The 21,025-nt window shown below is 70.9% G+C and carries 23 protein-coding genes; 11 read left to right on the top strand and 12 right to left on the bottom strand.

What is annotated here, in order from left to right:
* Positions 1-79: 79 nt before the first annotated feature.
* From ACX9TP_RS26800 to ACX9TP_RS26775, 6 genes are all read right to left on the bottom strand, one after another.
* Positions 80-3,019, bottom strand: a complete 2,940-nt coding sequence (locus ACX9TP_RS26800) for a serine/threonine-protein kinase (protein WP_482973460.1) — start codon at positions 3,017-3,019, stop codon at positions 80-82.
* A gap of 83 nt (positions 3,020-3,102) precedes the next feature.
* On the bottom strand, positions 3,103-3,552 hold the full coding sequence (locus ACX9TP_RS26795; protein WP_482973459.1) for a hypothetical protein: 450 nt from the start codon (positions 3,550-3,552) through the stop codon (positions 3,103-3,105).
* A 77-nt stretch (positions 3,553-3,629) separates the two neighbouring features.
* On the bottom strand, positions 3,630-3,965 hold the full coding sequence (locus ACX9TP_RS26790) for a Carotenogenesis protein CarS (protein ID WP_482973458.1): 336 nt from the start codon (positions 3,963-3,965) through the stop codon (positions 3,630-3,632).
* The gene (locus ACX9TP_RS26785) at positions 3,962-4,627 is read right to left on the bottom strand and encodes a DUF1109 domain-containing protein (RefSeq protein WP_482973457.1); all 666 of its coding nucleotides are present in this window, start codon (positions 4,625-4,627) and stop codon (positions 3,962-3,964) included. The genes ACX9TP_RS26790 and ACX9TP_RS26785 overlap by 4 nt, the downstream gene beginning before the upstream one ends.
* The gene (locus ACX9TP_RS26780) at positions 4,624-5,169 is read right to left on the bottom strand and encodes an RNA polymerase sigma factor (RefSeq protein WP_482973456.1); all 546 of its coding nucleotides are present in this window, start codon (positions 5,167-5,169) and stop codon (positions 4,624-4,626) included. Before ACX9TP_RS26780 ends, ACX9TP_RS26785 begins: the two co-directional genes overlap by 4 nt.
* A gap of 153 nt (positions 5,170-5,322) precedes the next feature.
* Positions 5,323-6,516, bottom strand: a complete 1,194-nt coding sequence (locus ACX9TP_RS26775; protein WP_482973455.1) for a metallophosphoesterase — start codon at positions 6,514-6,516, stop codon at positions 5,323-5,325.
* 155 nt (positions 6,517-6,671) lie between these two features.
* On the opposite strand from ACX9TP_RS26775, the gene ACX9TP_RS26770 reads away from it, so the two are divergent.
* The 6 genes from ACX9TP_RS26770 (at position 6,672) to ACX9TP_RS26745 (ending at position 12,755) form a co-directional block, all read left to right on the top strand.
* Positions 6,672-7,142: an FKBP-type peptidyl-prolyl cis-trans isomerase gene (locus tag ACX9TP_RS26770; RefSeq protein WP_482973454.1), complete on the top strand. Its 471-nt coding sequence runs from the start codon at positions 6,672-6,674 to the stop codon at positions 7,140-7,142.
* A gap of 178 nt (positions 7,143-7,320) precedes the next feature.
* The gene (locus tag ACX9TP_RS26765; RefSeq protein WP_482973453.1) at positions 7,321-8,523 is read left to right on the top strand and encodes a cyclic nucleotide-binding domain-containing protein; all 1,203 of its coding nucleotides are present in this window, start codon (positions 7,321-7,323) and stop codon (positions 8,521-8,523) included.
* Between the two features lie 419 nt (positions 8,524-8,942).
* The gene (gene fusA / locus ACX9TP_RS26760) at positions 8,943-11,045 is read left to right on the top strand and encodes an elongation factor G (protein ID WP_482973452.1); all 2,103 of its coding nucleotides are present in this window, start codon (positions 8,943-8,945) and stop codon (positions 11,043-11,045) included.
* Between the two features lie 177 nt (positions 11,046-11,222).
* Entirely contained in the window at positions 11,223-11,624 is a 402-nt protein-coding gene (locus tag ACX9TP_RS26755) for a hypothetical protein (protein WP_482973451.1), read from the top strand.
* 66 nt (positions 11,625-11,690) lie between these two features.
* On the top strand, positions 11,691-12,206 hold the full coding sequence (locus tag ACX9TP_RS26750) for a hypothetical protein (protein WP_482973450.1): 516 nt from the start codon (positions 11,691-11,693) through the stop codon (positions 12,204-12,206).
* A gap of 141 nt (positions 12,207-12,347) precedes the next feature.
* Positions 12,348-12,755: a hypothetical protein gene (locus ACX9TP_RS26745; protein WP_482973449.1), complete on the top strand. Its 408-nt coding sequence runs from the start codon at positions 12,348-12,350 to the stop codon at positions 12,753-12,755.
* Between the two features lie 74 nt (positions 12,756-12,829).
* Here ACX9TP_RS26745 and ACX9TP_RS26740 read toward each other — a convergent pair whose 3' ends face one another.
* The gene (locus ACX9TP_RS26740) at positions 12,830-13,549 is read right to left on the bottom strand and encodes a DUF2652 domain-containing protein (protein ID WP_482973448.1); all 720 of its coding nucleotides are present in this window, start codon (positions 13,547-13,549) and stop codon (positions 12,830-12,832) included.
* 227 nt (positions 13,550-13,776) lie between these two features.
* On the opposite strand from ACX9TP_RS26740, the gene ACX9TP_RS26735 reads away from it, so the two are divergent.
* From ACX9TP_RS26735 to ACX9TP_RS26725, 3 genes are all read left to right on the top strand, one after another.
* Positions 13,777-14,121 carry an ArsR/SmtB family transcription factor gene (locus ACX9TP_RS26735; protein ID WP_482973447.1) on the top strand — a complete coding sequence of 115 codons (345 nt, stop codon included), beginning with the start codon at positions 13,777-13,779 and terminating at the stop codon, positions 14,119-14,121.
* Complete coding sequence (locus ACX9TP_RS26730; RefSeq protein ID WP_482973446.1) at positions 14,118-14,600, top strand: SRPBCC domain-containing protein; 483 nt, start codon at positions 14,118-14,120, stop codon at positions 14,598-14,600. Before ACX9TP_RS26735 ends, ACX9TP_RS26730 begins: the two co-directional genes overlap by 4 nt.
* 147 nt (positions 14,601-14,747) lie before the next feature.
* Positions 14,748-15,071, top strand: a complete 324-nt coding sequence (locus tag ACX9TP_RS26725) for a hypothetical protein (protein ID WP_482973445.1) — start codon at positions 14,748-14,750, stop codon at positions 15,069-15,071.
* Positions 15,072-15,112: 41 nt separating this feature from the next.
* On the opposite strand, the gene ACX9TP_RS26720 is transcribed toward ACX9TP_RS26725, so the two are convergent.
* The gene (locus tag ACX9TP_RS26720) at positions 15,113-15,889 is read right to left on the bottom strand and encodes a spermidine synthase (protein ID WP_482973444.1); all 777 of its coding nucleotides are present in this window, start codon (positions 15,887-15,889) and stop codon (positions 15,113-15,115) included.
* 344 nt (positions 15,890-16,233) lie between these two features.
* On the opposite strand from ACX9TP_RS26720, the gene ACX9TP_RS26715 reads away from it, so the two are divergent.
* Positions 16,234-17,754, top strand: a complete 1,521-nt coding sequence (locus tag ACX9TP_RS26715) for a DEAD/DEAH box helicase (protein ID WP_482973443.1) — start codon at positions 16,234-16,236, stop codon at positions 17,752-17,754.
* Between the two features lie 139 nt (positions 17,755-17,893).
* Here the strand turns inward: ACX9TP_RS26715 and ACX9TP_RS26710 are convergent, their stop codons facing one another.
* Entirely contained in the window at positions 17,894-18,079 is a 186-nt protein-coding gene (locus ACX9TP_RS26710; protein WP_482973442.1) for a hypothetical protein, read from the bottom strand.
* Here ACX9TP_RS26710 and ACX9TP_RS26705 point away from each other — a divergent pair.
* Positions 18,078-19,451, top strand: coding sequence for a hydroxysqualene dehydroxylase (locus ACX9TP_RS26705; protein WP_482973441.1), 1,374 nt, complete (start codon positions 18,078-18,080; stop codon positions 19,449-19,451). The two genes, ACX9TP_RS26710 and ACX9TP_RS26705, sit on opposite strands and share 2 nt — an antisense overlap.
* A gap of 49 nt (positions 19,452-19,500) precedes the next feature.
* On the opposite strand, the gene ACX9TP_RS26700 is transcribed toward ACX9TP_RS26705, so the two are convergent.
* The 3 genes from ACX9TP_RS26700 to ACX9TP_RS26690 form a co-directional block, all read right to left on the bottom strand.
* On the bottom strand, positions 19,501-19,683 hold the full coding sequence (locus ACX9TP_RS26700; protein ID WP_482973440.1) for a hypothetical protein: 183 nt from the start codon (positions 19,681-19,683) through the stop codon (positions 19,501-19,503).
* A 201-nt stretch (positions 19,684-19,884) separates the two neighbouring features.
* Positions 19,885-20,205 carry a hypothetical protein gene (locus ACX9TP_RS26695; RefSeq protein ID WP_482973439.1) on the bottom strand — a complete coding sequence of 107 codons (321 nt, stop codon included), beginning with the start codon at positions 20,203-20,205 and terminating at the stop codon, positions 19,885-19,887.
* 211 nt (positions 20,206-20,416) lie between these two features.
* Positions 20,417-21,025 (bottom strand): iron-containing redox enzyme family protein, encoded by a 609-nt coding sequence (locus ACX9TP_RS26690; RefSeq protein ID WP_482973438.1) that lies wholly within the window; start codon positions 21,023-21,025, stop codon positions 20,417-20,419.

Genomic DNA, 21,025 nt, shown 5'->3' with positions numbered 1-21,025 from the left:
TGAGCTGACAAACTAGCAGACCCCCTGCATGCCCGAACTGCGTCGCGGGCGTCATCGTCTTCACAGCTCCGCGCGCCGCTCAGTGCAGGCCGTGCGCCGCCAGCCACTTCGAGGCCTCGGCGGCCTTCGGGTGGTGCTTGCGCAGCCACGCATCCCGGGCCTCCTGGGCCAGTTCCACCGCGCGTGAGCGGTCCTTCCCGCCGAGCTCCCAGTACGTTCGGGCCAGGATGAAGCGCACCCCGGCATGGGCGTCCGGCGGCGCGAGCGTGAGGGCGCGATGAAGGAACGGAAGCGCCTGGGCCGGCTTGCCCCGCTCGAGCCACACCTGACCGAGCCCCATCAGCGGATACGCCAGGCTCGGGTGCTCCTTGCCAAACGCCTTCTCCATGACGCTCAGCGCGCGCCGCAGCCGTGCCTCCGCCTCCGGGTATCGCTTCAGCTTGACGAGCGTCTCCCCCAGCCCCACGAGCGCGGTGGTCACCATCGCATGGTCGGGGCCCAGCGACTTCTCCCACAGCGCCAGGGCGCGCTCGTGCAAGCCGCGGGACTCCTCGGAGCGCCCCAGCGCCAGCAGCGCGCTGCCCGTGGTGAGGAGCACGTTGGCCAGGCCCGGACCGTCCGCGCCCAGCACCTTCTGACGGAGCGCCAGCGCGCGCTCGGACGTCCTGAGCGCGTCTTCGTACCGCCCCACGTCGAGCAGCGCGATGCTCAGGTTGCTCAGCGCGGTGGCGAAGGCGGGGTGCTCGGGGCCGAGCAGCTCCTCGTTGAGCGCCGCGATGCGCTCGAACTTCTCCAGGGCCTCTTCGTTGCGTCCCAGCTCCTTGAGGGCAGCGCCCACGCCCATCATCGACTTGAGGGTGTCCGGGTGCTTGGGACCGAGCACCCTCTGGCGGAACGCCAGCGCGCGCTCGGCCTTGTCCAGGGCGTCCTCGTTCTGCCCCAGCCACCACGACACCGTGCCCAGGTTTGCGATGGCCTCGGCCACGGAAGGGTGCTCGGGCCCGAACGCCTTCATCCGCAGGGCAAGCGACTTCTCGTGTCTCGACTTCGCCTCCTCGTAGCGCCCCAGCTCCATCAGCACGCCCCCAAAGATTCCGTGGGCGTAGGCGCGCACCCCGTCGTCCTCCGAGGCCTCCGCCAGCGCGTCGATGGCCGGCTGCAGGGCAATGGCTTCCTGGGGCCGCGACAGCCGCTTGCTCACCACATGGGCCAGGTGGCTCATCGCGCGCGACATGAGCACGGTGTCATGCCCGCGCGCGGCCACGGCCAGCGCTTCTCGCGCCTGGGCCTCCGCGCCGGGGTAGTCACCCGCGCCTTCGCGCAGGCGCGCCACCAGGTGGAGGACCTGCGCGTGCAACGGTGCATGGCCCACCGCCGCCACCTCCGCGAGCAGCGGCTCTCCCGAGGCCAGGCCCTGCTTGTACTGGCCCGCACCGAGCTGCGCGTCCACCCGGTCCACCCGCTCCAGCAGGGCGTCCACCTTCGCGCGCGTCGCCGGGTCCTCCGGTGGAGGCACCGCCGCCGTAAGCGCCCGGACGTCCGCGCAGTCCTCCACGGGAGGCAGGGCCTGGACCGCCTGCACGGACCTGTCCAGCAGCTCCCGGTCGGCGCCCTGGGCCAGCAGCTCCGTGGTGGCGCGGAGGCGGACGCGGCGGCGCTCCAGGCAGGACTCGCGCAGCTGCATCAACCGCAGGGGGCCCGCGGTGTCGCCGCGCGCGGCCTCGCAGACCTCGGTGCTCTGCTTCACCCACCGGTCCGCGTACCCGTCCAGGGCCGCGCCGACGCGCTCGGCGGTGTCCTTCGCGTGGGGCGCTGCGGTGCTCAAGAGCGACTTCAGGACGCGCTCCTTCAGCGCCGCGTCCCAGATGCCCGTGAGCCGCACCTCCTGTCCGCCGCACCCCGGCTCCCGCGCGCGCTGGAGCCAGACTCCGCCTGCGGCAAGGCCCACGAGCAGCACGCCCAGCGCCCCATTCCGGAGCAGGGTGCGCCTTCGCGCCGCGGGGTCCTTCTCCAGCGCGGCCAGCAGCTCCGCCATGGAGGCGGGGCGGGCCTCCGGTGCCGCGCTCAGTCCGCGCAGCACGGCGCGCGCCACCCAGGCCGGTACCTCCGAGCGGGCCGGAGGCGCCGCCGGCCCCGCGCGCCGCGAGCCCAGCAGCTCCGACAGGCTCTGGCCCGCGAAGGGCGGCTGTCCATACAGCGCGTGATAGAGCGCCACGCAGAAGGCATACAGGTCACTGCGGACGTCAGCGGGCTGGCCCTCCAGCAGCTCGGGGGCCATGTAGAAGGGCGTGCCCATCAGCGCGCCCGGCAGGGTGAGCGAGCCGCTCAGCGAGGACTCCGCGGAGAGGGCGAGGGAAGGGGAGACCTCGACGTGCGTGGCCGTCCCCGTGCCAGTGCGCGCGAGGCCGAAGTCCGTCACGCGCACGCGGCCGTCGCTTCCTACCAGCACGTTGTCGGGCTTGAAGTCGCGGTGGATGAGCCCCGCCGCATGCGCCGCCGCGAGGCCCCGTCCCGCCGCGATGAAGGCGGCCAGCAGCTCGCGCCAGGGGCGGGGCCGGGACTCCTGCCAGCCTCGCAGCGTCTGTCCCTCCACGAACTCCATGGCGAGGAACACCGAGCCGTCGTCGAGCGAGCCCGCGTCGTACACCGCCACCACGTTCGGGTGGGACAGGCGGGCCATGGCCTGGGCTTCGCGCACCAGCCGGGCCTCGCCGGCCGTGGCGCTCGGCAGGGTGCTCCGGTAGCGCAGCAGCTTGAGGGCCACGCGCCGGTCCAACCGCGAGTCATACGCGGCCAGCACCAGGCCCATGCCCCCCTGGCCCACCTGCTCCAGCACCGTGTAGCGCCCGGCCAGCACATGCCCGGGCTCCGGCATGACGTGGCCGGCCTGCTTCGCGGCGGAGGAAGACCAGGTGGCCGTGTCGGCCTCGCCGGAAGCGGCCGAGGGGACGAAGGTGGGCGCCGCCGGGTCCTCCTCCGGTGGAGGTCGTCCCCGTCCGCCCCGCGCCTCGTCGCTCATCCGCGTGCCTCCCCACGTCCCGGGCGCATGCGCCCGGCCCGCACGCTACCGGGGGAGTCACCGCGACTTCCAGACCCCCTCCGTCAGCGCGGCACCCCCCGGATGCGCTTCCCGTGCTCCGCAATCCATTGCAGGGCCTGCTCCTGGCTGTCGACGAACTCGACGTCGAAGCGCTTCCGGCCCGACAGCAGCATGGCCACGGTGAGCCCCTTGGCGGTGATCTTCTGGAGGAGGCCTCCGCCGACGTAGACGATGGCCTTGAACCAGTCGGAGTTGCTGTTCTTCGCGAGGTACTGGCGGGCCTCCTGGGACAGCCGGGGTTGGGGGAACTCCGGCAGCATCGGCGTCATCTGCACCACGCAGTACACGGGCCGGGCGACGTGGGGATGGCCGGCCAGCTCGCGCATGATCTCCACCCACTTCACGCCATCCTCGTACGTAATCCACCCTCGAACGATGGCCCGGAGGGTGTGCGACGGCGCCTCGAAGATGAGCTCGTGGTTGCCGACAATCCATGTCCTCGACTGGTCCATCGCAGCCTCCGTCCCATCTGGACGTCGGAGGCGCGAAGCTGTGACACCGGAGGTCGTCAGGACGCGGCGGCTTCACCTCACGGCATGCGGTCCGCGCCGGGCCTGCCCACCTCGCGCGTGGCCTGCCGGTGCTGGGCAATGCGGTTGCGGGCCCACTCGGGCGCCAGGTCCAGCTCCTCGGGGAAGAAGAGGTCCTCGCCGAGCCCCTCCACGCGCACCTGGATGAGCGGGTCCTCGGGGTACTGACTCGCCGGGTCGTCGTAGACGAGCCCCACCACCACGCCCGTGCGCCCGAGGAAGCGCTGGCTGATGGTGCCGTCGTCAGAGCGGCTCACCACCTTCACGGTCTCGCCAATCCGCGCCGGCGCGCCGGCCACGTCACTGCAGACGATGAGAGAGGGGTCCTGGATCATGGCGCGTAGGAGCGGGGTTTGAGCGACTTGGAGATGACCAGTGCCGCGACGACGACGAGCCCCCACGCCAGCAGGTGGTAGCCGGCGACATGCCGCCAGTCCCGCTCGCACGCGAGCTCACCCAGGAAGGCCCCCGTCGTCCCCACCGCCAGGCCCGCCACCAGGGCCCGCATCGGCTGGAACACGGCGGTGCGCAGCGCGAGCAGCGCCACCACCAGCGGCACCGCGCCCACCGCGACGTGGCTGGCCGTGCACACCCACTCGGGCACGGTGGAGACCGCATGCGGGGTGGCCCGCGCCAGCACCAGCACGGCCGCGCTGACCATGGCCAGGGCCACGCCCAGCCGCTGCACCCCGCGCCCGCGCGGAGACAGCGCGCCCCAGGCGCACACGGCGCTCGTGCCCAGCAGCAGCACCAGCAGGTGCGCGCGGCCCAGCAGCAAGGCGCCGGAGGTGACTCCCAGCGCCAGGAGCACCCCCGCCACCGCGAGCGACAGTCCACCCGAGGCCGCCATCAGCCACAGCGCCTGCGTGCGCCAGCCGCGCACCGGGCGCCGCTGCGACAGCTCCCCCTGCGCCGCCGCGAGGACGCGCGCGGCCGCGGAGGCGTCCCGGGGCGGCTCCTCGGACAGGAGCGAGTCGAGGTCGACGGGCGGGCTCATCGTGCCTCCTCCAGCGAGCCCAGCAGCGCCCGCAGCCGCTCATAGCCCCGGTGCGCCCGGATGCGCGCCGCGCCCGCGCTGATGCCTCGCAGCGTGGCAATCTCTTCGAAGGACCACCCCTCCACCTTGCTGAGGACCACCGCCTCGCGTTGGTCCGGAGGGAGCTGCTGGAGCGCGTCCAGCAGGTGCCGGCGCATGCTCGGGTCACCGGCCGGCGGCTGCACCGACGTGGGCGCGGACGTGTCCTCCTGGGAGGCATACGCGTCCACGTGGCGCTGGTGCCGCAGCGCGTCCCGTGCGGCATTCGCGGCGATGGTCATCAGCCACGGCAGGAAGCGGGTGCCGGACTCGTACCGGCCCCGGGAGCGGATGACGGACAGGAAGGTGGCCTGCAAGAGGTCCTCCGCGAGTGGGCCGCTGCGCACCATGCGCGCGAGGAAGCCCTGCACCCGGCCGGAGTGGCGGGTGAAGAGCGCCTCGAAGGCATCCTGCGCGCCGTCGCGAAACCGTTCCATCAGCTCTTCGTCCGTTGGACTCCCCATCTCCCGTCTCCCCGTACGGCCCACTCCGAAGAATGTTTCCGGAAGTCCGCTCCGCCCCGCCGCTTCCGCCAAGCCGCCGGAAACACAGGGGGATACAGGGAACGCTGGCCCTCCGGGCAGGAGGGCGGACGAGCGGCCTCACCGGGGTGGAGCCTACCCGGGGAGCAGCACCAGCCGTGCGATTTCCGGCGGAGCCCCCACCCGCATGGGCGGGCCGACGAAGCCGCAACCCCGGCTGACATAGAGCAGCGACTGCGCCGTCTGGCTCAGCCCGGCGTTGCGGTCGCCCCAGATGAGGTCGCCCACAATCGTGCCGGGGAACATCTGCCCGCCGTGGGTGTGCCCCGAAATCTGGAGCCCCACACCGCGCCGGGCGACCTCGTCGAAGTTGGAGGGCTGGTGCGCCATCAGCACCGACGCGCGGTCTGCCCGCACGTCGCGCAGCGCCGCGTCCAGGTCATACCCGGGCTCGCCCATCCGGTCCGCGCTCCAGTCGTCCACGCCCGCGAGCTGGAAGGACGCCGCGCTGTCGCCAATCGTCACCGAGCGGTTGCGCAGCACCTGGATGCCCAGGCCCGTCAAGAAGGCGACCCACGCGTCCGCGTCCGAGTAGTAGTCGTGGTTGCCGGTGACGAAGAAGGCCCCGTGGCGGGCGCGCAGGGCGCCGAAGCCCGCGACGAAGGGGCCCAGCGCGCCGACGGAGCCGTCCACCAGGTCGCCCGTAATCGCGATGAGGTCCGGCTTCAGCGCGTTGGTGCGCGACACCAGCTCGTCCACGAACCGGCGCTGCAACACGCCGCCGATGTGGATGTCCGTGAGCTGCACCAGCGTGAAGCCCTCCAGCGCCTTGGGCAGGCCGGGCAGGCGCACGGGGATGTCCCGCACGTCGGGTGGGTGGAACGCGCGCCAGGTGCCGAAGCCGGAGACCGCCGCGCCCGCCACCCCCGCGCCGAGCGCCAGGCCCCGGCCCAGCAGCGCCCGGCGCTCCGGGGACTCGGGCTGGGAGGGCGCCGCACCGGAAGCAGCCTGGCGGCGGGCCCGCCACCTCGCCACCGTGCGCACCACGTCCACCGCGAGGGTGAACATGAGCAGGTACAGGACGAGGCCCATCCACACGAGGAAGACGATGCCCACCGCGCGCGACGCGTCCGAGGGCAGGACGGCGCCCAGGGCCCGGGCGCCGAACGCCCCGGCGAAGCCCACCGTGAAGAGCGCCCCGGCCGCGCGGCGCAGGCCGCGGCGCTCCGTCACGTCACGGACCAGCCGGCGGTAGAGATAGACGTGCCCGCCCAGCAGCAGCAGGAGCACCGGGATGAAGAACAGGAGGAGGCTGACCCAGCGTGGCATGGCGGCTCCTGCATAACGGAAGCCTGCTCGGAGCGCCCCTGTATTCCAGGGTGGCAGGCAGGCCGCGGGCACACGGCCCTTTCCCGCGGTGCCGGGGCGGGGCAGGCTCCCTCCATTCGTGTGGTCGACTTCCGGCCCCTGTTTCCGAGGACTCCATGCTCCGCTCGCTGCTGCTCTGTACCCTGTTCGTCCTGCTGCTCGGGTGTGGAGACGACACCTCGGGGTCGCCGGACTCCGGGGACCCCACCAAGGTGACGTACGCGGACGAGCTGATGGTGGACCTGTCCGCCATGACGCTGCTCCCCAGCGGCGTCTACATCCAGGACCTGGTGGTGGGCTCGGGCGCGGAGGCGGTGGCGCTGAAGCGGGTGCAGGTGCACTACACCGGCTGGCTGCCCGACGGCACGGAGTTCGACAGCAGCCGCGGGGGGCCGCCCATCTCCTTCGGCCTGGGACAGGGCGAGGTCATCGAGGGGTGGGACGAGGGCATCGCCGGCATGAAGGTCGGCGGCTCGCGCCGGCTCGTCATCCCCTCGGCGCTCGGCTACGGCGAGGACGGGGTGCCCGGCGTCATCCCCCCGTATTCAGTGCTCATCTTCGACACGGAGCTGGTGTTCGTGCGCTGAGCGGCAGGGCTCCGAAGGCGGGCGGGCGTCCACGCGCCGACACCTCCGCCCGGGTCGTCACGTCGAGCGGCGTGTCACGGTGATATAGCCTCGGCCTGTCTTCCGGGGCGTCAGGGCCGGGCACCTCCCGGCCCCTGCAACAGTGGGTCAAAACATCCCGGAATCGGGGGGACGAGAGATGTCACGGTCCGAGGTGGAGATGCTCGACGATGACGGCGCACGCGCCGGTGCGGTGGGAGAGGGCGCCTTCCAGGCGCTGCAGGCGCTGATGATGCTCGCCGAGCCGGACCGGGCGGCGCAGCTCTACGAGGACCTGGGCTCCTCGCAGCGCGAGCGACTCCAGAAGGAGGCCGCACAGGCTCCGGTGGCGGAGCGCCAGCGGCTGGCGGAGGTGATGCGGCAGGCGCGTGACTTCTCCGGCGCCGCACGGCTCCTGGCCGGCTGCGGCACGGACGCCCTGGTGGCGGACCTGCACGTCCAGGGCGGCAACTACGTGGACGCGGCGGAGGCGTACCTGCGCGCCGGTCAGGCGGAGCGCGCGGCGGCGGCCTTCGAGCGCGGCGGCGCGCTGGAGCGGGCGCTGGAGGTGTACCGCGGCCTGGGCGCGCGTGAGCCGATGGCGCAGTGCCTGGTCCGGCTGGGACGCCCCTACGAGGCGGCGGTGCTCTACCGCGAGCTGGGCCAGTCCCACGCGGAGGTGGAAGCGCTGGGCAGCGTGCCCGCGGGTGACCCGCGCCACCTCGAGTCCGTGCTGCGCATGTGCAAGCTGCTGGACGGCGAGGGCTTCACGCGGCGGGCGCTGGCGCTGCTGGCGGACACGATGCGCGGCTCGGAAGCCGCGCGCGCGGACCCGGCGCTGGCCGCCGAGAAGGCGCGGCTCTTGCGCCGCATGGGCATGGAGGCGGAGGCCGACGCCGTCATCGCGCGGCTGCCCGCGAGCGCCTCGGCGCCCGAGGCCAATGGCTACGGCTACCTCAAGGCCATCCCCATCTTCGGCGAGCTGTCCCTGGAGGACATGAAGGACCTGTACCGCGTGGCGCGGCAGGTGCTCATCCCCGCGGGCGCGGTGCTGCTGGAGAAGGGCGCGCAGGGCGTGGGCCTCTTCGTGCTGCTGGAGGGCACGGTGGAGGTCTACAGCGGCTCGGAGCCGGACGCGCGGCGCCTCAACACGCTGGGGCCCGGCGCGCACCTGGGCGAGATTTCGCTGGTGCAGGACGCCCCCGTGTCCGCGCAGGTGAAGGCGCGCACGTCGGTGCGGGCGCTGCGCATCACCCGCGCCGGCTTCCAGCACTACCTGGACACCCACGAGGCCGCGGCGCTGCGCATCTTCCGGCTCTTCACGCAGAACCTGGCCGCGCGCGTCCGGGCCCTGAGCAGCTGAGCGGCCGAAACACAGACACGGGCACCCGGGTTGACAAGCCTGCTCGGGTGCTTTATCTCATCTGCATCATGAGGCCCGTCTCCAACATCGCCCTGCTGATTGCGCGCAACATCGCGCCGGCGGCGGACGTGTGCCTCGCCCCCCGTCACGAGGTTCTGCTCGACATTTGAGCTGGCGGACCGGTGTCCTCCGGCCCGCGGGTTGACTGGTTCCCGCGTGTCCTGAGTCCCGGCTCCGCCTCCGCTCTGTCAGTGCCCTCGTGTGCCCTCACGCGTCCCGGAGTGGGCCTTCCGTGCCCCTCCGGCGTGTCTCGCGTGCGTGCCCGCCCGGCGCACTGACACCCGTCCGTCCCATTCCAACCGGTTGTCTGTCTTCAGCCACCCGCGGGCCTCGCTGCCCGACGGGAACGAGAGTCCTTTATGTCTCGCAACACGCGCATCGAGCGGTACCGCAACATCGGCATCATGGCCCACATCGACGCGGGCAAGACGACGCTCACCGAGCGCGTCCTGTTCTTCACCGGCCGCATCCACTCCACGGGAGAGGTGCACACCGGCTCCACGGAGATGGACTGGATGCCGGAGGAGAAGAAGCGCGGCATCACCATCACGTCTGCGGCCACCACCGCGTTCTGGAAGCCCACGCGAGGACTTGCGGCGGGACAGCCCCACCGCATCAACATCCTGGACACGCCGGGACACGTGGACTTCACCATCGAGGTGGAGCGCAGCTTGCGCGTGCTGGACGGCGCGGTGGCGGTGTTCGACGCCAGCCAGGGCGTGGAGCCCCAGTCGGAGGCGGTGTGGCGGCAGGCGGACCGGTACGGCGTGCCGCGCATCGCCTTCCTCAACAAGATGGACAAGGTGGGCGCGGACTTCGCCATGAGCGTCGCGTCCATCGAGGAGCGGCTCGGCGCGCGTCCGGTGGCGGTGCAATTGCCCATCGGCGAGGGCTCGGAGTTCCGCGGCCTGGTGGACCTGGTGCGGATGGTGGCCGTCGTCTTCGAGGGCGACGAGGGCGAGTACCGAGAGGAGCCCCTCACGGCGGAGCTGCGTGAGGTGGCGGAGGTGTACCGGCAGCGCCTCATCGAGGCGGCCGCGGACGTGGACGCGGGCGTGCTGGAGAAGTTCGTGGAAGGGCGGCTGGAAGAAGTCACCGCGGAGGACCTGGAGCGCGCGCTGCGCTCGGGCACCCTTGCGCGAACACTGGTGCCGGTGCTGGGCGGGTCGGCCTTCAAGAAGAAGGGAGTGCAGATGTTGCTGGATGCCGTCGTCAACTACCTGCCCGCGCCTTCGGACCTCGCCGCCGTCGAGGGCTGTGTCCCCGGCACGGATGAGCGTGTCCTGCGTCCCGCGTCGGACGCGGGTCCACCCACCGCCTTGGCGTTCAAGCTGATGAGCGACAAGTCCGTGGGCGGCATCGTCTTCCTGCGCGTGTACTCGGGCACGCTGCGCGCGGGCACCGTCCTGCTCAACCCCTCCACGGGGAAGCGGGAGCGGATTGGACGGCTCATGTTCATGCATGCCAACCGCCGCGAGGAGGTGGCGGAGGTGTACGCGGGAGACATCTGCGCGGCGCTCGGTCTGAAGGGCGTGCGCACGGGCGACACGCTGTGCGACGTGGAGGCTCCGGTGGTGCTGGAGTCGCTGGGCGTCATGGAGCCCGTGGTGCACCTCGCCGTGGAGGCGCGCTCGCCCGCGGAGCTGACGAAGCTGGAGGAAGGCCTGCACCGGCTGGCGGCGGAGGACCCGTCGCTGCGCGTGGGCGTGGACCCGGAGAGCGGCCAGGTGCTGCTGTCCGGCATGGGTGAGCTTCACCTGGAGGTGGTCGTGTCACGGTTGCTGACGGAGTACGGCGTGGAGGCGCGCGTGGGACAGCCGAAGGTGGCGTACCGCGACACGCTCCGGCGCCAGGTGCGCCAGGAGTACCGCCACGTCCGCCAGACGGGCGGGCCCGGGCAGTACGCCCGCGTGGTGCTGGACGTGGGTCCGGCGCCGCGAGGGGCGGGGCTCGTCTTCGTGGACGACACCCGCGGCGGCAGCATTCCGAGGGAGCTCGTGCCGGCCATCGAGAAGGGCGTGGCCGGCGCCATGGCGCGGGGCGTGCGGGACGGCGTTCCGCTGGTGGACGTGGAGGTGCGACTGGTGGACGGCGACACGCACGTGAAGGACTCCACGCCGCAGGCGTTCGCCATGGCCGGCTCGCTGGCGCTCCAGGAAGCGGCACGGAGCGCGGGCGTGCTCGGGCTGGAGCCGGTGATGGAGGTGGAGGTGACGACGCCCGAGGAGTACCTCGGTGAGGTGCTCGGGGACCTGTCCGCGCGGCGCGGGCGGGTGCTGGGGATGGCGGCCCGGGGCAACGCGCGGGTGGTCTCCGCGCGGGTGCCCATGGCCAGCCTCTTCGGCTACGTGACGGGCCTGCGCGGCCGCACGCAGGGACGGGCCCAGGCCAGCATGCGTCTGGGTTCATACGAGCCAGTGCCGGAGGCGCTCCAGACGGCGCAGGCCGAAGCGCGGGCGTGAGGTGAGGTGAGGGAAGGGCCCCGGGCGTGTGGCATTGGCGCCCGGGGCCCTTCTTCGAGAAGGGGCCTGGCTTCCAGAAATAGTTAGGATTCAACCGAAGGGATTCGTGCTCCCCCGTTGGTGTTTGTGTTCGGGATTTCCCCGGACATCTGAACTCCCATGAGGGGGGAGCATCATATGAAGCGAATCCTGAAGACGTTGACGCCGGTCGTGTCCCTGGCGGCGCTCGTCGCGGCGCCCGCGGCGCTGGCCGGGTCCAAGACGGAGTCGGCGTACTGCTACAAGAACGCCACGGATGGCTCGGGCTACTGCTACGGGAACATGCTCGGCTTCCGCAACCACTCCGGAAGCAACACGTACGCGTACTTCTCGCAGTACTACTCCGGCAGCAAGTACTTCTACGGGGCGTACACGTCTGGCACGACGACGACGTACGTCTCGTGCACGCCGGATGCCGTCACGGGCGCGCAGTGGACCAAGGCGATGAACCACCACGGGTACTTCACCATCTACTGGAACACCTCGGGTACCTGCTATTCGCTGTACCTGAACAACGGCAGCCAGTACGCCAACTTCTGAGCCGCCATGTCTGTCAATGCCCTGCGTGGATGGCTCCCGGGCCTCGTCCTGGCCCTGGGATGCGGAGTGGGTAGCTGGCTCGCGGTGAGCCAGGGACAGCAGGCCCAGGAGCTGCGGATGCAGCAACTGGCCGACGAGGTCGCGTCACTGCGCCGAGCCGTCCGGGCGCTGCCGGCGCCGGCTCCCGTCATGCCTGCTGGAGGCAACGCGGCGGGGATTCCTCCGTCCCTGGAGGCGGGCGCGGCACGGCCCACCGCCGAGGACCTGGATGCCATTGCCGCGCGGATGGTCACCCTCTTGAAGGAGTCCGGGACATTCGCCGCGGGTCCGCAAGCCGCGGAGCCCCCGGCGCCACCTCCGAACCTGACTCCGGAGCAGCACGCGGCCGCGGCACGGGCCGATGGGCTGGTGGAGCGGATGGTGTCCAGCGGGCGCATGACAGCCGAAGACGTACGCGAGATTCGCCGCGAGCTCGCCCTGCTCGGCGGCCGGGCCGAGGCAGAGGCGCTCCGCCGGAAAATCGTCGTCGCCATCAACCAGAACCGGCTCACCCCCTCGGAGGATGCCGACGGGCTGCCGTAGCGCCCGCGCGACACCCCGGGCGGAGAAGGTGTCTGCCTGACGGAAGCACCCCGGGAGGACGCGTCACGCGCTCCTGGAAGCAATCCACCTGAACCCCCATTCGGGGCCCGGCCATGTGCTGGCCCCTTGAAGGAGAAGACCATGAAGTCCCTGTCCCTGAAGTCGCTGACCCCGGTGGTGGCGCTGGCCACCCTTGGCTTCGCCTCCGTCGCGAGCGCGGGCCTCGAGTCGCAGAGTGCCAACTGCTACCAGTATGCGGATGGCTCGGGCTACTGCTCCGGCAACATGATTGGCTTCCGTGAGGATTCGACGACGACCTCGTACGCCTCCTTCCGGGAGTACGAGGACGGCACGCGCAGCTTCTACGCCCGGTTCACGGTGGGCGGCGCGACCACGCCCAGCACCTATACCTGCATCCCGGACGCCACGGTGTCCTCCATCTGGAACCTGGCCCTGAGCAACCGCGGCTACTTCTACGTGTCGTGGAACACCGCCGGCACGTGCACCTACCTCCGCCTGTACAACGGCTCGAACTACTCGAACTTCTAGCCGGACGTGAGGCCGCGCGCCCCTGCCCGCATGACCGCCTGTGGCGTGAAGGCCTCGTGCGCGGTGGGGGCCCTTCAGCCCTTCTCGACGTTGTGGAAGTCCCGGCAGGGCTCCTTCAGCCCGAGGTAGTAGGGAAGCACCTTCGCGTTCATCACGATGCGCTCCCACCAGCGCGCGGGCAGGCTCTTGAGCAGGGCGGGTGGCAGGTCGGCGGCCAGCTCCGCGAGGTCGAGGTAGTGCGTCTGCGTCGGGCCGATGCCCTCGAAGTCGTGAAGGAGGGAGCGCGCGGACCGGCCGAGGGTGGGCTCCAGGTTGTGCAGCAGCTCGTCGGTCATCAGCAGGTACTGCCGGACCGGCACCTCGTTCTTCAACATGCGGTGCACGAGGATGACGTCCACGCCCGCCAGCTCCGTGTGGCGCTTCACCTTCTGGAAGGCGACCTCTCCCACGTGGGCGACGAACTTGAGGTCGAGGCTGTCGACTTCCACGCACCCGTGGCAGGAGCACAGCCGGTTGGTTGAGATTTCCTGCTGCCGGGCCAGGAACGCACGGCGGATGTCCGCCACCGTCCGCCCGACGGAGGTGAGCTGCGCGTCGCTCTCGAGCGGGACGTAGAGGAACGCGGCATCCCCCTCCAGCTTCGCCAGCTTGAGCGGCCTGGACGCGTCGATGACGGCCTCGAGCAGTGACGCCACCATCTCCTGCGCATGTGCCAGCGACATGCGGTGGGTCCGCATGAAGCGGGTGTACCCGCCGATGTCCGCGATGAGCAGGATGGAGCGCTGAATGGCCATTGCCCCCAGGTTATCGCGCCCGCCCTGGGAGCGCTCCCTGCACGTCGAGGGATTCGCGGGCGACCCCTCCCGCATGGCCTTCTGCACGCCAGGCAGCGTGCATTGCAGCCCGAGCCGCAGCACTTCGACCGGGCGCTGGAGCTGATGGTCGCCCCTCCGGGGGAGTGGACCTACGGCGGGATACTTAGCCGTTGCGCTTACTGTTCGCGCTGGCTATGGTTATCCACATGGCTAACCATCAATCCGCGCTGGATGGCGTCTTCCACGCGCTGTCCGACTCGACCCGGCGGGCCGTCATCCACCGGCTCGGCAAGGGCCCGGCCACCGTGAGCGAGCTCAGCAAGCCTTTCGACATGGCGTTGCCGTCGTTCATGAAGCACCTGCGGGTGCTCGAGGAGCACCAGCTCATCCACACCACCAAGACGGGCCGTCTCCGCACCTGCCGGGTGAATCCGAAGCGACTCCAGGCCGCCGAGTCGTGGATGGCGGAGCAGCGAGCGCTGTGGGAGGCCCGCTCGGACCGGTTGGAGGCGCTGGTCACCACGCTTCACGAAGAGGAGAAATCACGATGACCCGTCCATTCAATCCAGAGCTCGACCTCACGGTCTCCCGCATCATCAAGGCGCCTCGCCTCACCACGTGGCGCGCGTTCGCCGAACCCGCGCTCTTCGAGCAGTGGTGGCTGCCGGCGCCGGCAAGGTTGAAGGTCCTCGAGATGTCACTGCGTCCGGGGGGCGCGCTCCGTACCGTCATGCTGACCGCGCCGGGAAGGGAGGAGCCGCACATGCGTGCCTGCTACCTCGACGTCACCGAGGGGCGCGAGCTCGTGTTCACCACCGCGCTGGAAGGGGGATGGCGACCGGTACCGGAGCCGTTCATCACCATCACCGCCATTCTCACGCTGGAAGATCATCCGCGGGGCACCCGGTACATGGCGCATGTGATGCACCAGGATGCGGCGGCGCGTCAGAAGCACCAGGACCTGGGCTTCGAGCAGGGGTGGGGAACGGTCGCCGATCAGCTCGTGTCGTTCGCGGAGAAGCTGGCGTGAGAGGAGGGCCTCCGGGAAGTCCGCCCGGGACGCTCACGGCGCCTCTCTTTGGCTGGTTTGCAATTATTTAACGGCTCAATCATTATCCAGCTTGCTACATCCCTGGCGGGAGCGAGCTTCGCTTCCGCCACACCCACGGGGAAGACGATGCGCAAGCTGTCTTTGATGGTGGTGTTCGCGGCGATTACCATGGCGGTCGGCTGTGGAGGTGACCTCCAGGAGCAGCACACCCTGCTGCGCTCGCCGGACGCGACGGTCGAGCAGGTGCAGGGCGAGTCGCGCGGCTTCACTGTCGACAGCCAGGGCATCTCCGTGGAGGGTCAGGTCCAGCAGAGCGCGGCCATGGAGACGGATGCCTCGCTCATGGACTCCTGCTCGGGCTCGTGCAACGCCTCGGTCTGCACCTGCTATGGCACCTATGAGTGCTGCCGTGCCGGCTGTTCGGCGTGTTTTGAAATCGTCACACTCTGACCGGCGGCGCGTCTGTCTTTCAATGACGTGAGCGGGGCGCGTCAGCGCAGCTCCGCGTCCGTCAGCACATGCCCGTGTTTCAATCGCCGGGGCACGGGCTGGTAGCCCCGGGCGATGAGCGGCGCCAGCTCGAACGGGAGGTGCCGCTCGCGCTGCACCTCCCGCGCGCTCGCCAATAGCGAGGCGCGCGAGCAGGGCTGGGCGCGTGGGAGCCCCACGAGGATGCGGTTCGTTGTCGCCTCCACGTCGAACCGGTGGAGCTGCTGGAAGCTCACCTGCCACGTGCGGAGCATGGAGTCAAAGAGCGGGTTGGACACGGACTCCCACACATTGCCCACCACCGCGCCGTCCGGCGTCAGCCGTGCCCGCGCGGCCCCGAAGAACTCCCGCGTCGCCAGGTGCCCGGGGATGCTGTCGGGGCCATAGGCGTCCAGGAAGATGAGCGAGTAGGGCGGCCCGGAGGACTCGAGGAGCTCGCGCCCGTCCGCCACGTGCACGCGCAGCGCATCGTCCTCCTCGAAGCCGCAGTAGCGCTTCGCCGCCTCCACCACGTCCGGCTCCACCTCCACCGCGTCGATGTGTGCCTCGGGGAGCACGGCGCGCAGGAACATGGGAATCGCGCCGCCGCCCAGGCCCACGACCAGGATTCGCTCCGGCCTCGGCACGAAGGCCAGGCCCACCATGGATACGCGGGTGTAGGCGGCCTCCAGCCGGAGCGGCTCACCGGGCCACACCACGCTCTGGCGCGCGCCGCCCTCCTCGAAGCGCAGGGTGCGCAGGCCCTCGGGGTCCTCGGTGACGACGACGCGGTGGCTCACAGGCCCCTCCTACCAGCCCTCGAAGCCAGCGAGCATTCGCGGTCTCCCGTGTTTAGACAGGAGGCAGGCGGGCAGCCGCTCGCCGTGCAAGCATGGGAAACCGTGAAAACGCGAGGCAAGGCGTTGATTTCACGGGACTTTGGAGCCGTTAGCGGGCAGGGTCCCGCGCCGCAGTTCCGGAATGGGTGGGGGGGCCCTCCTGTTCCACCACGTTCCCCAAGCGGTTCGGCCACATGGGTCTGACCGCGCACCGCCAGGCGCCCACGGCAAAAAGACCGGATGGGCGCGCTGCGCGGGCCTCCTCACTCTCTGAGGAGGCGGGCTCACCGCTTTACCAGGACGACATGACTTTCGACGAACTCCAGCTTCACGACACCCTCCTGCGCGCCGTCAAGGCGGAGGGGTACACGACGCCCACGCCCATCCAGGCGAAGGCCATTCCCCAGGCGCTGGCCGGCCGGGACGTGCTCGGCGTGGCGCAGACGGGCACTGGCAAGACGGCCGCCTTCGCGCTCCCCATCCTCCAGCGGCTGTCCGCCAAGGCGCCCGCGGGCGGCGCGCGGCCGGTGCGCTGCCTGGTGCTCACCCCCACCCGCGAGCTGGCGGGGCAGGTGGGCGAGAGCTTCGCCACGTACGGCAAGAACCTCCCCCTGCGCCATGCGGTCATCTTCGGCGGCGTGGGCCAGAATCCCCAGGTGCAGGCGCTGCGCAGCGGCGTGGACGTGCTGGTCGCCACGCCGGGCCGCCTGCTCGACTTGATGGACCAGGGCTTCGTGTCCCTGCGCTCGCTCGAGGTGTTCGTGCTCGACGAGGCGGACCGCATGCTCGACATGGGCTTCATCCATGACGTGCGCAAGGTCATCAAGGCGCTGCCCCAGAAGCGGCAGACGCTCTTCTTCAGCGCCACGATGCCGCCCGAAATCGTGGACCTGTCGCGCAACATCCTCACCGACCCCATCCGGGTGGAGGTGACGCCCGTCTCCAGCACCGCGGAGACCGTCAGCCAGCAGGTGTACTTCGTGGAGCGCGAGCAGAAGCGCGGCCTGCTGACGCACCTGTTGAAGGAGGGCCGCATCGCGCGCGCCCTGGTCTTCACGCGCACGAAGCACGGCGCCAACCGCGTGGCGAAGCAGCTGGAGGGCGCGGGCGTGCAGGCCGCGGCCATCCACGGCAACAAGAGCCAGAATGCCCGCGAGCGCGCGCTGGACGACTTCCGCGCCGGCTCGCTGCGCGTGCTGGTGGCCACGGACATCGCCGCGCGTGGCATCGACATCGACGGGCTGAGCCACGTCATCAACTACGACCTGCCCAACGTGCCCGAGCAGTACGTGCACCGCATCGGCCGCACGGGCCGCGCGGGCGCCACCGGCACGGCCGTGTCGTTCTGCGACGGCGAGGAGCGGGCGTACCTGCGCGACATCGAGCGCACCATCCGCCGCAGCGTGCCCGTGGTGGAGGACCATCCGTACCGCGCCGGCCGCTCCGGGCCGCGCCCGGCGGACTACTCGGCTCCGGCCGAGCCGGACCGCGCCCCGGCTGGCAACAGGGGTGGGGGCCGTGGCGGGGGACGGGGTCAGTCCCAGGCCCGCGCTTCCGGCAATGGCGGGGGCGGGGGTGGTGGGCATCCCTCCGGTCCGTCGCGGCGCAGCCGTGGCGGCCGGGGTGGCGGTGGCCGGGGTGAGGGCCGCTCCGAGGGTGGCCGCTCCGGGCAGGGCGGTGGCGGCGGCGGAGGCCGTGCCAACGTCGCCGCGTCGCGTGGCCCGTCCGAGCACCGTCGTCCGGCGGCTCCTGCCGCCGCGCAGGGGGCGGGGAAGCCTCCCGAGGCTGCTCCGCGTCCGGCCCGTCCGTCGCCGAAGTGGTTCTGAGTCGCGTGGGGCCGGGGCGCTCGTGCTCCGGTACCGCGAAGCCTCGGGTGCGCTGAGCCGGGGCTGACGGGCTCCAGCGCCGCGACAGTGCGGTCCTGATTCACCAGGAGCCGGGTCCTTGAATGGCCCGGCTCCTTTTTCATGTCCCGTGCTCGCCGTGCGGCGGCCGGCCGGCCAGCCGGGCCGTCCGCCGTCCTGCCCGCCCACCGGGCGCGATGACGTGCCAGTCGGCGGTGCCTGCCGCACCTTCGTCCTGCCCCATGCCGAGCGCACGGGGCGGAGCAGCCACCGCTTCGGGCTGGCCGGACAGGAGGGCAGGGGACATGGGCGGGCGGGCAGTCATCGCGGGAGGCGGACTGGCGGGCCTCACCTGCGCGAAGCTGCTGGTGGACGCAGGGTGGGGCGTGACGGTGGTGGAGGGGTTGCCCTATCTCGGCGGCCGGGCCTCCACGTACCGCGACGCCGACGGCGACTGGGTCGAGCAGGGACTCCACCTGTTCCTCGGCGCCTACTCGGAGTTCAAGGCGCTGCTGGCCAGCATCGGTGAGCCCCACGACCTGGTCCTCTTCTGGATGGAGCAGCTCCAGCTCCAGGACACCGAAGGCCCCGCCGAGGCCATCTTCAACATCAACCCGGTGCGCTCGCCGATGAAGACGCTGACCAGCGTGCTCGGCAACAACGACTACCTGGGCCCGCTGGACAAGCTGTCGTTGCTCCCCTTCGCCGCGCCGGGACTGCTGCCCTACGACATGCTCCGCGAGCAGTTCGACAACCAGACGGTGGTGGACTGGTGGGGCCGCGTCAATGGAGACACGCGCGTGCTGGAGCGCTTCGTGCGCCCCTTCTGCCGGGGCATCCAGTTCACCGAGCCCGAGCAGTTCTCCGCCTTCAACTTCCTCACGTGGATCCACCACCTCGTCACGCACCTGCCGGAGGCCCTGCTCGCCGGCTACCGGGGGCCGCGCGACACGCTCATCTTCCGTCCGCTCTCGCGCTACCTCACGGAGCGGGGCGCGGTCATCCGCACCGGCGTGAAGCTGGAGGAAATCCTCTACGCGCCTGCGGACTCGGGAGCGACGGCACCCGGGCGCATCCAGGGCTTCGGGTTGAAGGGCGGAGAGCGCCTGGAGGCGGACGTCTACGTGGCCGCGCTCCCGGTGTGGAACCTGGTGCCCCTGGTGCCCGAGCCACTCCGGGCGGAGCCGTTCTTCGCGAGCCTCGCCGACCTGCCCGTGGCCCCGGCCATCTCCGTTCAGCTATGGCTGGACCGCGAGGTGGTGACACACGAGCGCTTCGTCCTCGTGGGCCATAGCGAGGCCTGCGTGTACCAGGACCAGTCGCGCAATGCCTATCCGACGTCCGAGGGCAGCCGCCTGTCCGTCATTGTCTCGCCCGCGGACGGGCTGCTCTTCGCTTCGGATGAGTCGCTGGTGCAGCGGGTGCTCGACTCGCTGGCGAAGGTGGTGCCCGGGATTCGCGACGCCCAGGTGCGCAAGTCGGTGGTGCTCAAGCACCCGAAGCACCTGGTGCGGCCGTTGCCCGGTGCCATGTCACGCCGCCCGGTGCAGGCCACGCCCGTGCCCAACTTCTTCCTCGCGGGAGACTGGACGCAGCAGCCGTTCTTCGGCTCGCAGGAGGGCGCGGTGCGCGGCGGCAAGGCTTGCGCGGAGGCCATCCTCGGCCGCTACCCGGGCTGAAGCGGACGCGGCGCCGGGAGGGCACCGCGTCCACCTCATGGACCGCGCGTCAGTTGTGCGGAGGGAACGCCGCCGGCTCGCCGGTGGCACCGTTGCCGTCGGGCTGGGGGCCGGAGTGCTTCTCCTCCGACGTGGAGCGATCATCCCCCTTGTGGCGGAGCGGCTGCTCCTCGCCCGCATCGCGACGGGGCTCGTTGTTCTCGTCAGGCTGGTTCGGCTTTCGCTTGCTCATCACCGCCTCCATTCGTGGAAAGGTTTCCGCCCAACATGCGCACGCGGCGGACCGTCGGCAGGGGCGCTGCGTGACGCACCTTCCATGTGGAGGAGCCGTGCCGGAGTCAGCAACCCCTTCAGGCCACACCCCGAGGGCCCGCCTGGCTGCCTGCCACCGTTCGTCGCCACCGTGCAGACGGCGGTCGTCTACGACGCTCTGCTAGAAACAGGGCTCGCCAGGTACCGGGCATTCAAACCCGCTCCAGCTGCATGCGATCTTGTCTGTCACGATTGAATACGGAGTGACGGTTCCGTAGGTGAGCGGTGAGGGCCCGCTACAGGTGTGGTAGCTGGTGCCGACGACGTAGGCATTCTCAAAGTCTGGGCCGTCGTAGTAGTCAACTGTGTAGGAGTACGCGCGAGCAGCATCCGCACGGGTCTCGAGACTGGGCTGCACATCCGCTGGGACGTCGCCCCCGCCGCACCCATTCGCCAGCATGGCCACAGCCAGCAGCGCAAAAACTGTTGCTTTGGTGTTCATGTTCAATTCCTTGCCTTCCTCATCTGGAGTGGTCGCGTCGTGCTTCTCCGGAATGAGGCAGCGCAGAGGGAATTGATGCAGGAAATCCGCGAACTTTCGTAATTCGTTAGGAACTTCAGGCGCTTCCTTGGACCTGCTCGTGTCCAGCTCCCATCAGGCGCATCCCGGCTCGGGGAGGAGCTCGACCCTGGCTGGCCTGTGGGGGCCCGGCCTATGCCTCCGCGAGCGCCCGGCGATGGATGTCCACCCAGAAGTCCGCCGCCTGGCGCGCGCCGTCCAGCAGGGGCTCGGGGCCGTGCGCACCGAGCGACTCGCAGAGCGCCTGGGCCCGCGCGCCGTGCTCCACGTCCACGTCCAGGTGCACGAGCAGGAAGCGCGCCCGCGTCCTGTCCAGGCCGAGCCGCCCCAGCCCCTGGCGTGTGTCGCCCCCGAGGTGCCGCGCCACGCCCTCCAGCACGTACAGCGCGCCGAGGAACGAGAGCTGGCGCTCCGCCGGGATGCCTTCCCAGAAGGCGTGGAACGCGGAGACCTCGCGGGGCGGGGCGTCCGACGGCGTGCGCCCGAAGGCCGCGAGGTCCGCCTTCGCGAGCTGGTAGTGGGACTGCTCGTCCGCCGCGAGCTCCTCGAAGAAGGCCTTCAGCTCGGGGAGCGTGGCGCGCTCGGCCGCGAGCCGCAGCCGGTCTCCACTGCGCAGCGTGTAGTGGTACATCATGTCCAGGAAGGCCACGTACCGCTCGGGCGTCACGGCCGGCAGCCAGCCCGCGACCTGCCGGGCCATGCCCACGGTGAGTGCCTCCAGCTGCTCCCGCATCGACACCAT

This window comes from Pyxidicoccus sp. M15, assembly GCF_056858435.1.
Note: the sequence above shows the minus strand (reverse complement) of the source record. Positions and strands in the feature narration are given on the sequence as shown.

Bases quoted from the DNA above. Each gene is read 5' to 3' on its own strand.
- ACX9TP_RS26775 (WP_482973455.1), bottom strand. From the start codon at position 6,516: ATGCCACGCTGGGTCAGCCTCCTCCTGTTCTTCATCCCGGTGCTCCTG.
- ACX9TP_RS26725 (WP_482973445.1), top strand. From the start codon at position 14,748: ATGCGCAAGCTGTCTTTGATGGTGGTGTTCGCGGCGATTACCATGGCG.
- ACX9TP_RS26785 (WP_482973457.1), bottom strand. From the start codon at position 4,627: ATGAGCCCGCCCGTCGACCTCGACTCGCTCCTGTCCGAGGAGCCGCCC.
- ACX9TP_RS26745 (WP_482973449.1), top strand. From the start codon at position 12,348: ATGAAGTCCCTGTCCCTGAAGTCGCTGACCCCGGTGGTGGCGCTGGCC.
- ACX9TP_RS26755 (WP_482973451.1), top strand. From the start codon at position 11,223: ATGAAGCGAATCCTGAAGACGTTGACGCCGGTCGTGTCCCTGGCGGCG.
- ACX9TP_RS26690 (WP_482973438.1), bottom strand. From the start codon at position 21,025: ATGGTGTCGATGCGGGAGCAGCTGGAGGCACTCACCGTGGGCATGGCC.
- ACX9TP_RS26800 (WP_482973460.1), bottom strand. From the start codon at position 3,019: ATGAGCGACGAGGCGCGGGGCGGACGGGGACGACCTCCACCGGAGGAG.
- ACX9TP_RS26765 (WP_482973453.1), top strand. From the start codon at position 7,321: ATGTCACGGTCCGAGGTGGAGATGCTCGACGATGACGGCGCACGCGCC.
- ACX9TP_RS26710 (WP_482973442.1), bottom strand. From the start codon at position 18,079: ATGTCCCCTGCCCTCCTGTCCGGCCAGCCCGAAGCGGTGGCTGCTCCG.
- ACX9TP_RS26715 (WP_482973443.1), top strand. From the start codon at position 16,234: ATGACTTTCGACGAACTCCAGCTTCACGACACCCTCCTGCGCGCCGTC.
- ACX9TP_RS26780 (WP_482973456.1), bottom strand. From the start codon at position 5,169: ATGGGGAGTCCAACGGACGAAGAGCTGATGGAACGGTTTCGCGACGGC.
- ACX9TP_RS26695 (WP_482973439.1), bottom strand. From the start codon at position 20,205: ATGAACACCAAAGCAACAGTTTTTGCGCTGCTGGCTGTGGCCATGCTG.
- ACX9TP_RS26735 (WP_482973447.1), top strand. From the start codon at position 13,777: ATGGCTAACCATCAATCCGCGCTGGATGGCGTCTTCCACGCGCTGTCC.
- ACX9TP_RS26795 (WP_482973459.1), bottom strand. From the start codon at position 3,552: ATGGACCAGTCGAGGACATGGATTGTCGGCAACCACGAGCTCATCTTC.
- ACX9TP_RS26790 (WP_482973458.1), bottom strand. From the start codon at position 3,965: ATGATCCAGGACCCCTCTCTCATCGTCTGCAGTGACGTGGCCGGCGCG.
- ACX9TP_RS26700 (WP_482973440.1), bottom strand. From the start codon at position 19,683: ATGAGCAAGCGAAAGCCGAACCAGCCTGACGAGAACAACGAGCCCCGT.
- ACX9TP_RS26770 (WP_482973454.1), top strand. From the start codon at position 6,672: ATGCTCCGCTCGCTGCTGCTCTGTACCCTGTTCGTCCTGCTGCTCGGG.
- fusA (WP_482973452.1), top strand. From the start codon at position 8,943: ATGTCTCGCAACACGCGCATCGAGCGGTACCGCAACATCGGCATCATG.
- ACX9TP_RS26730 (WP_482973446.1), top strand. From the start codon at position 14,118: ATGACCCGTCCATTCAATCCAGAGCTCGACCTCACGGTCTCCCGCATC.
- ACX9TP_RS26740 (WP_482973448.1), bottom strand. From the start codon at position 13,549: ATGGCCATTCAGCGCTCCATCCTGCTCATCGCGGACATCGGCGGGTAC.
- ACX9TP_RS26705 (WP_482973441.1), top strand. From the start codon at position 18,078: ATGGGCGGGCGGGCAGTCATCGCGGGAGGCGGACTGGCGGGCCTCACC.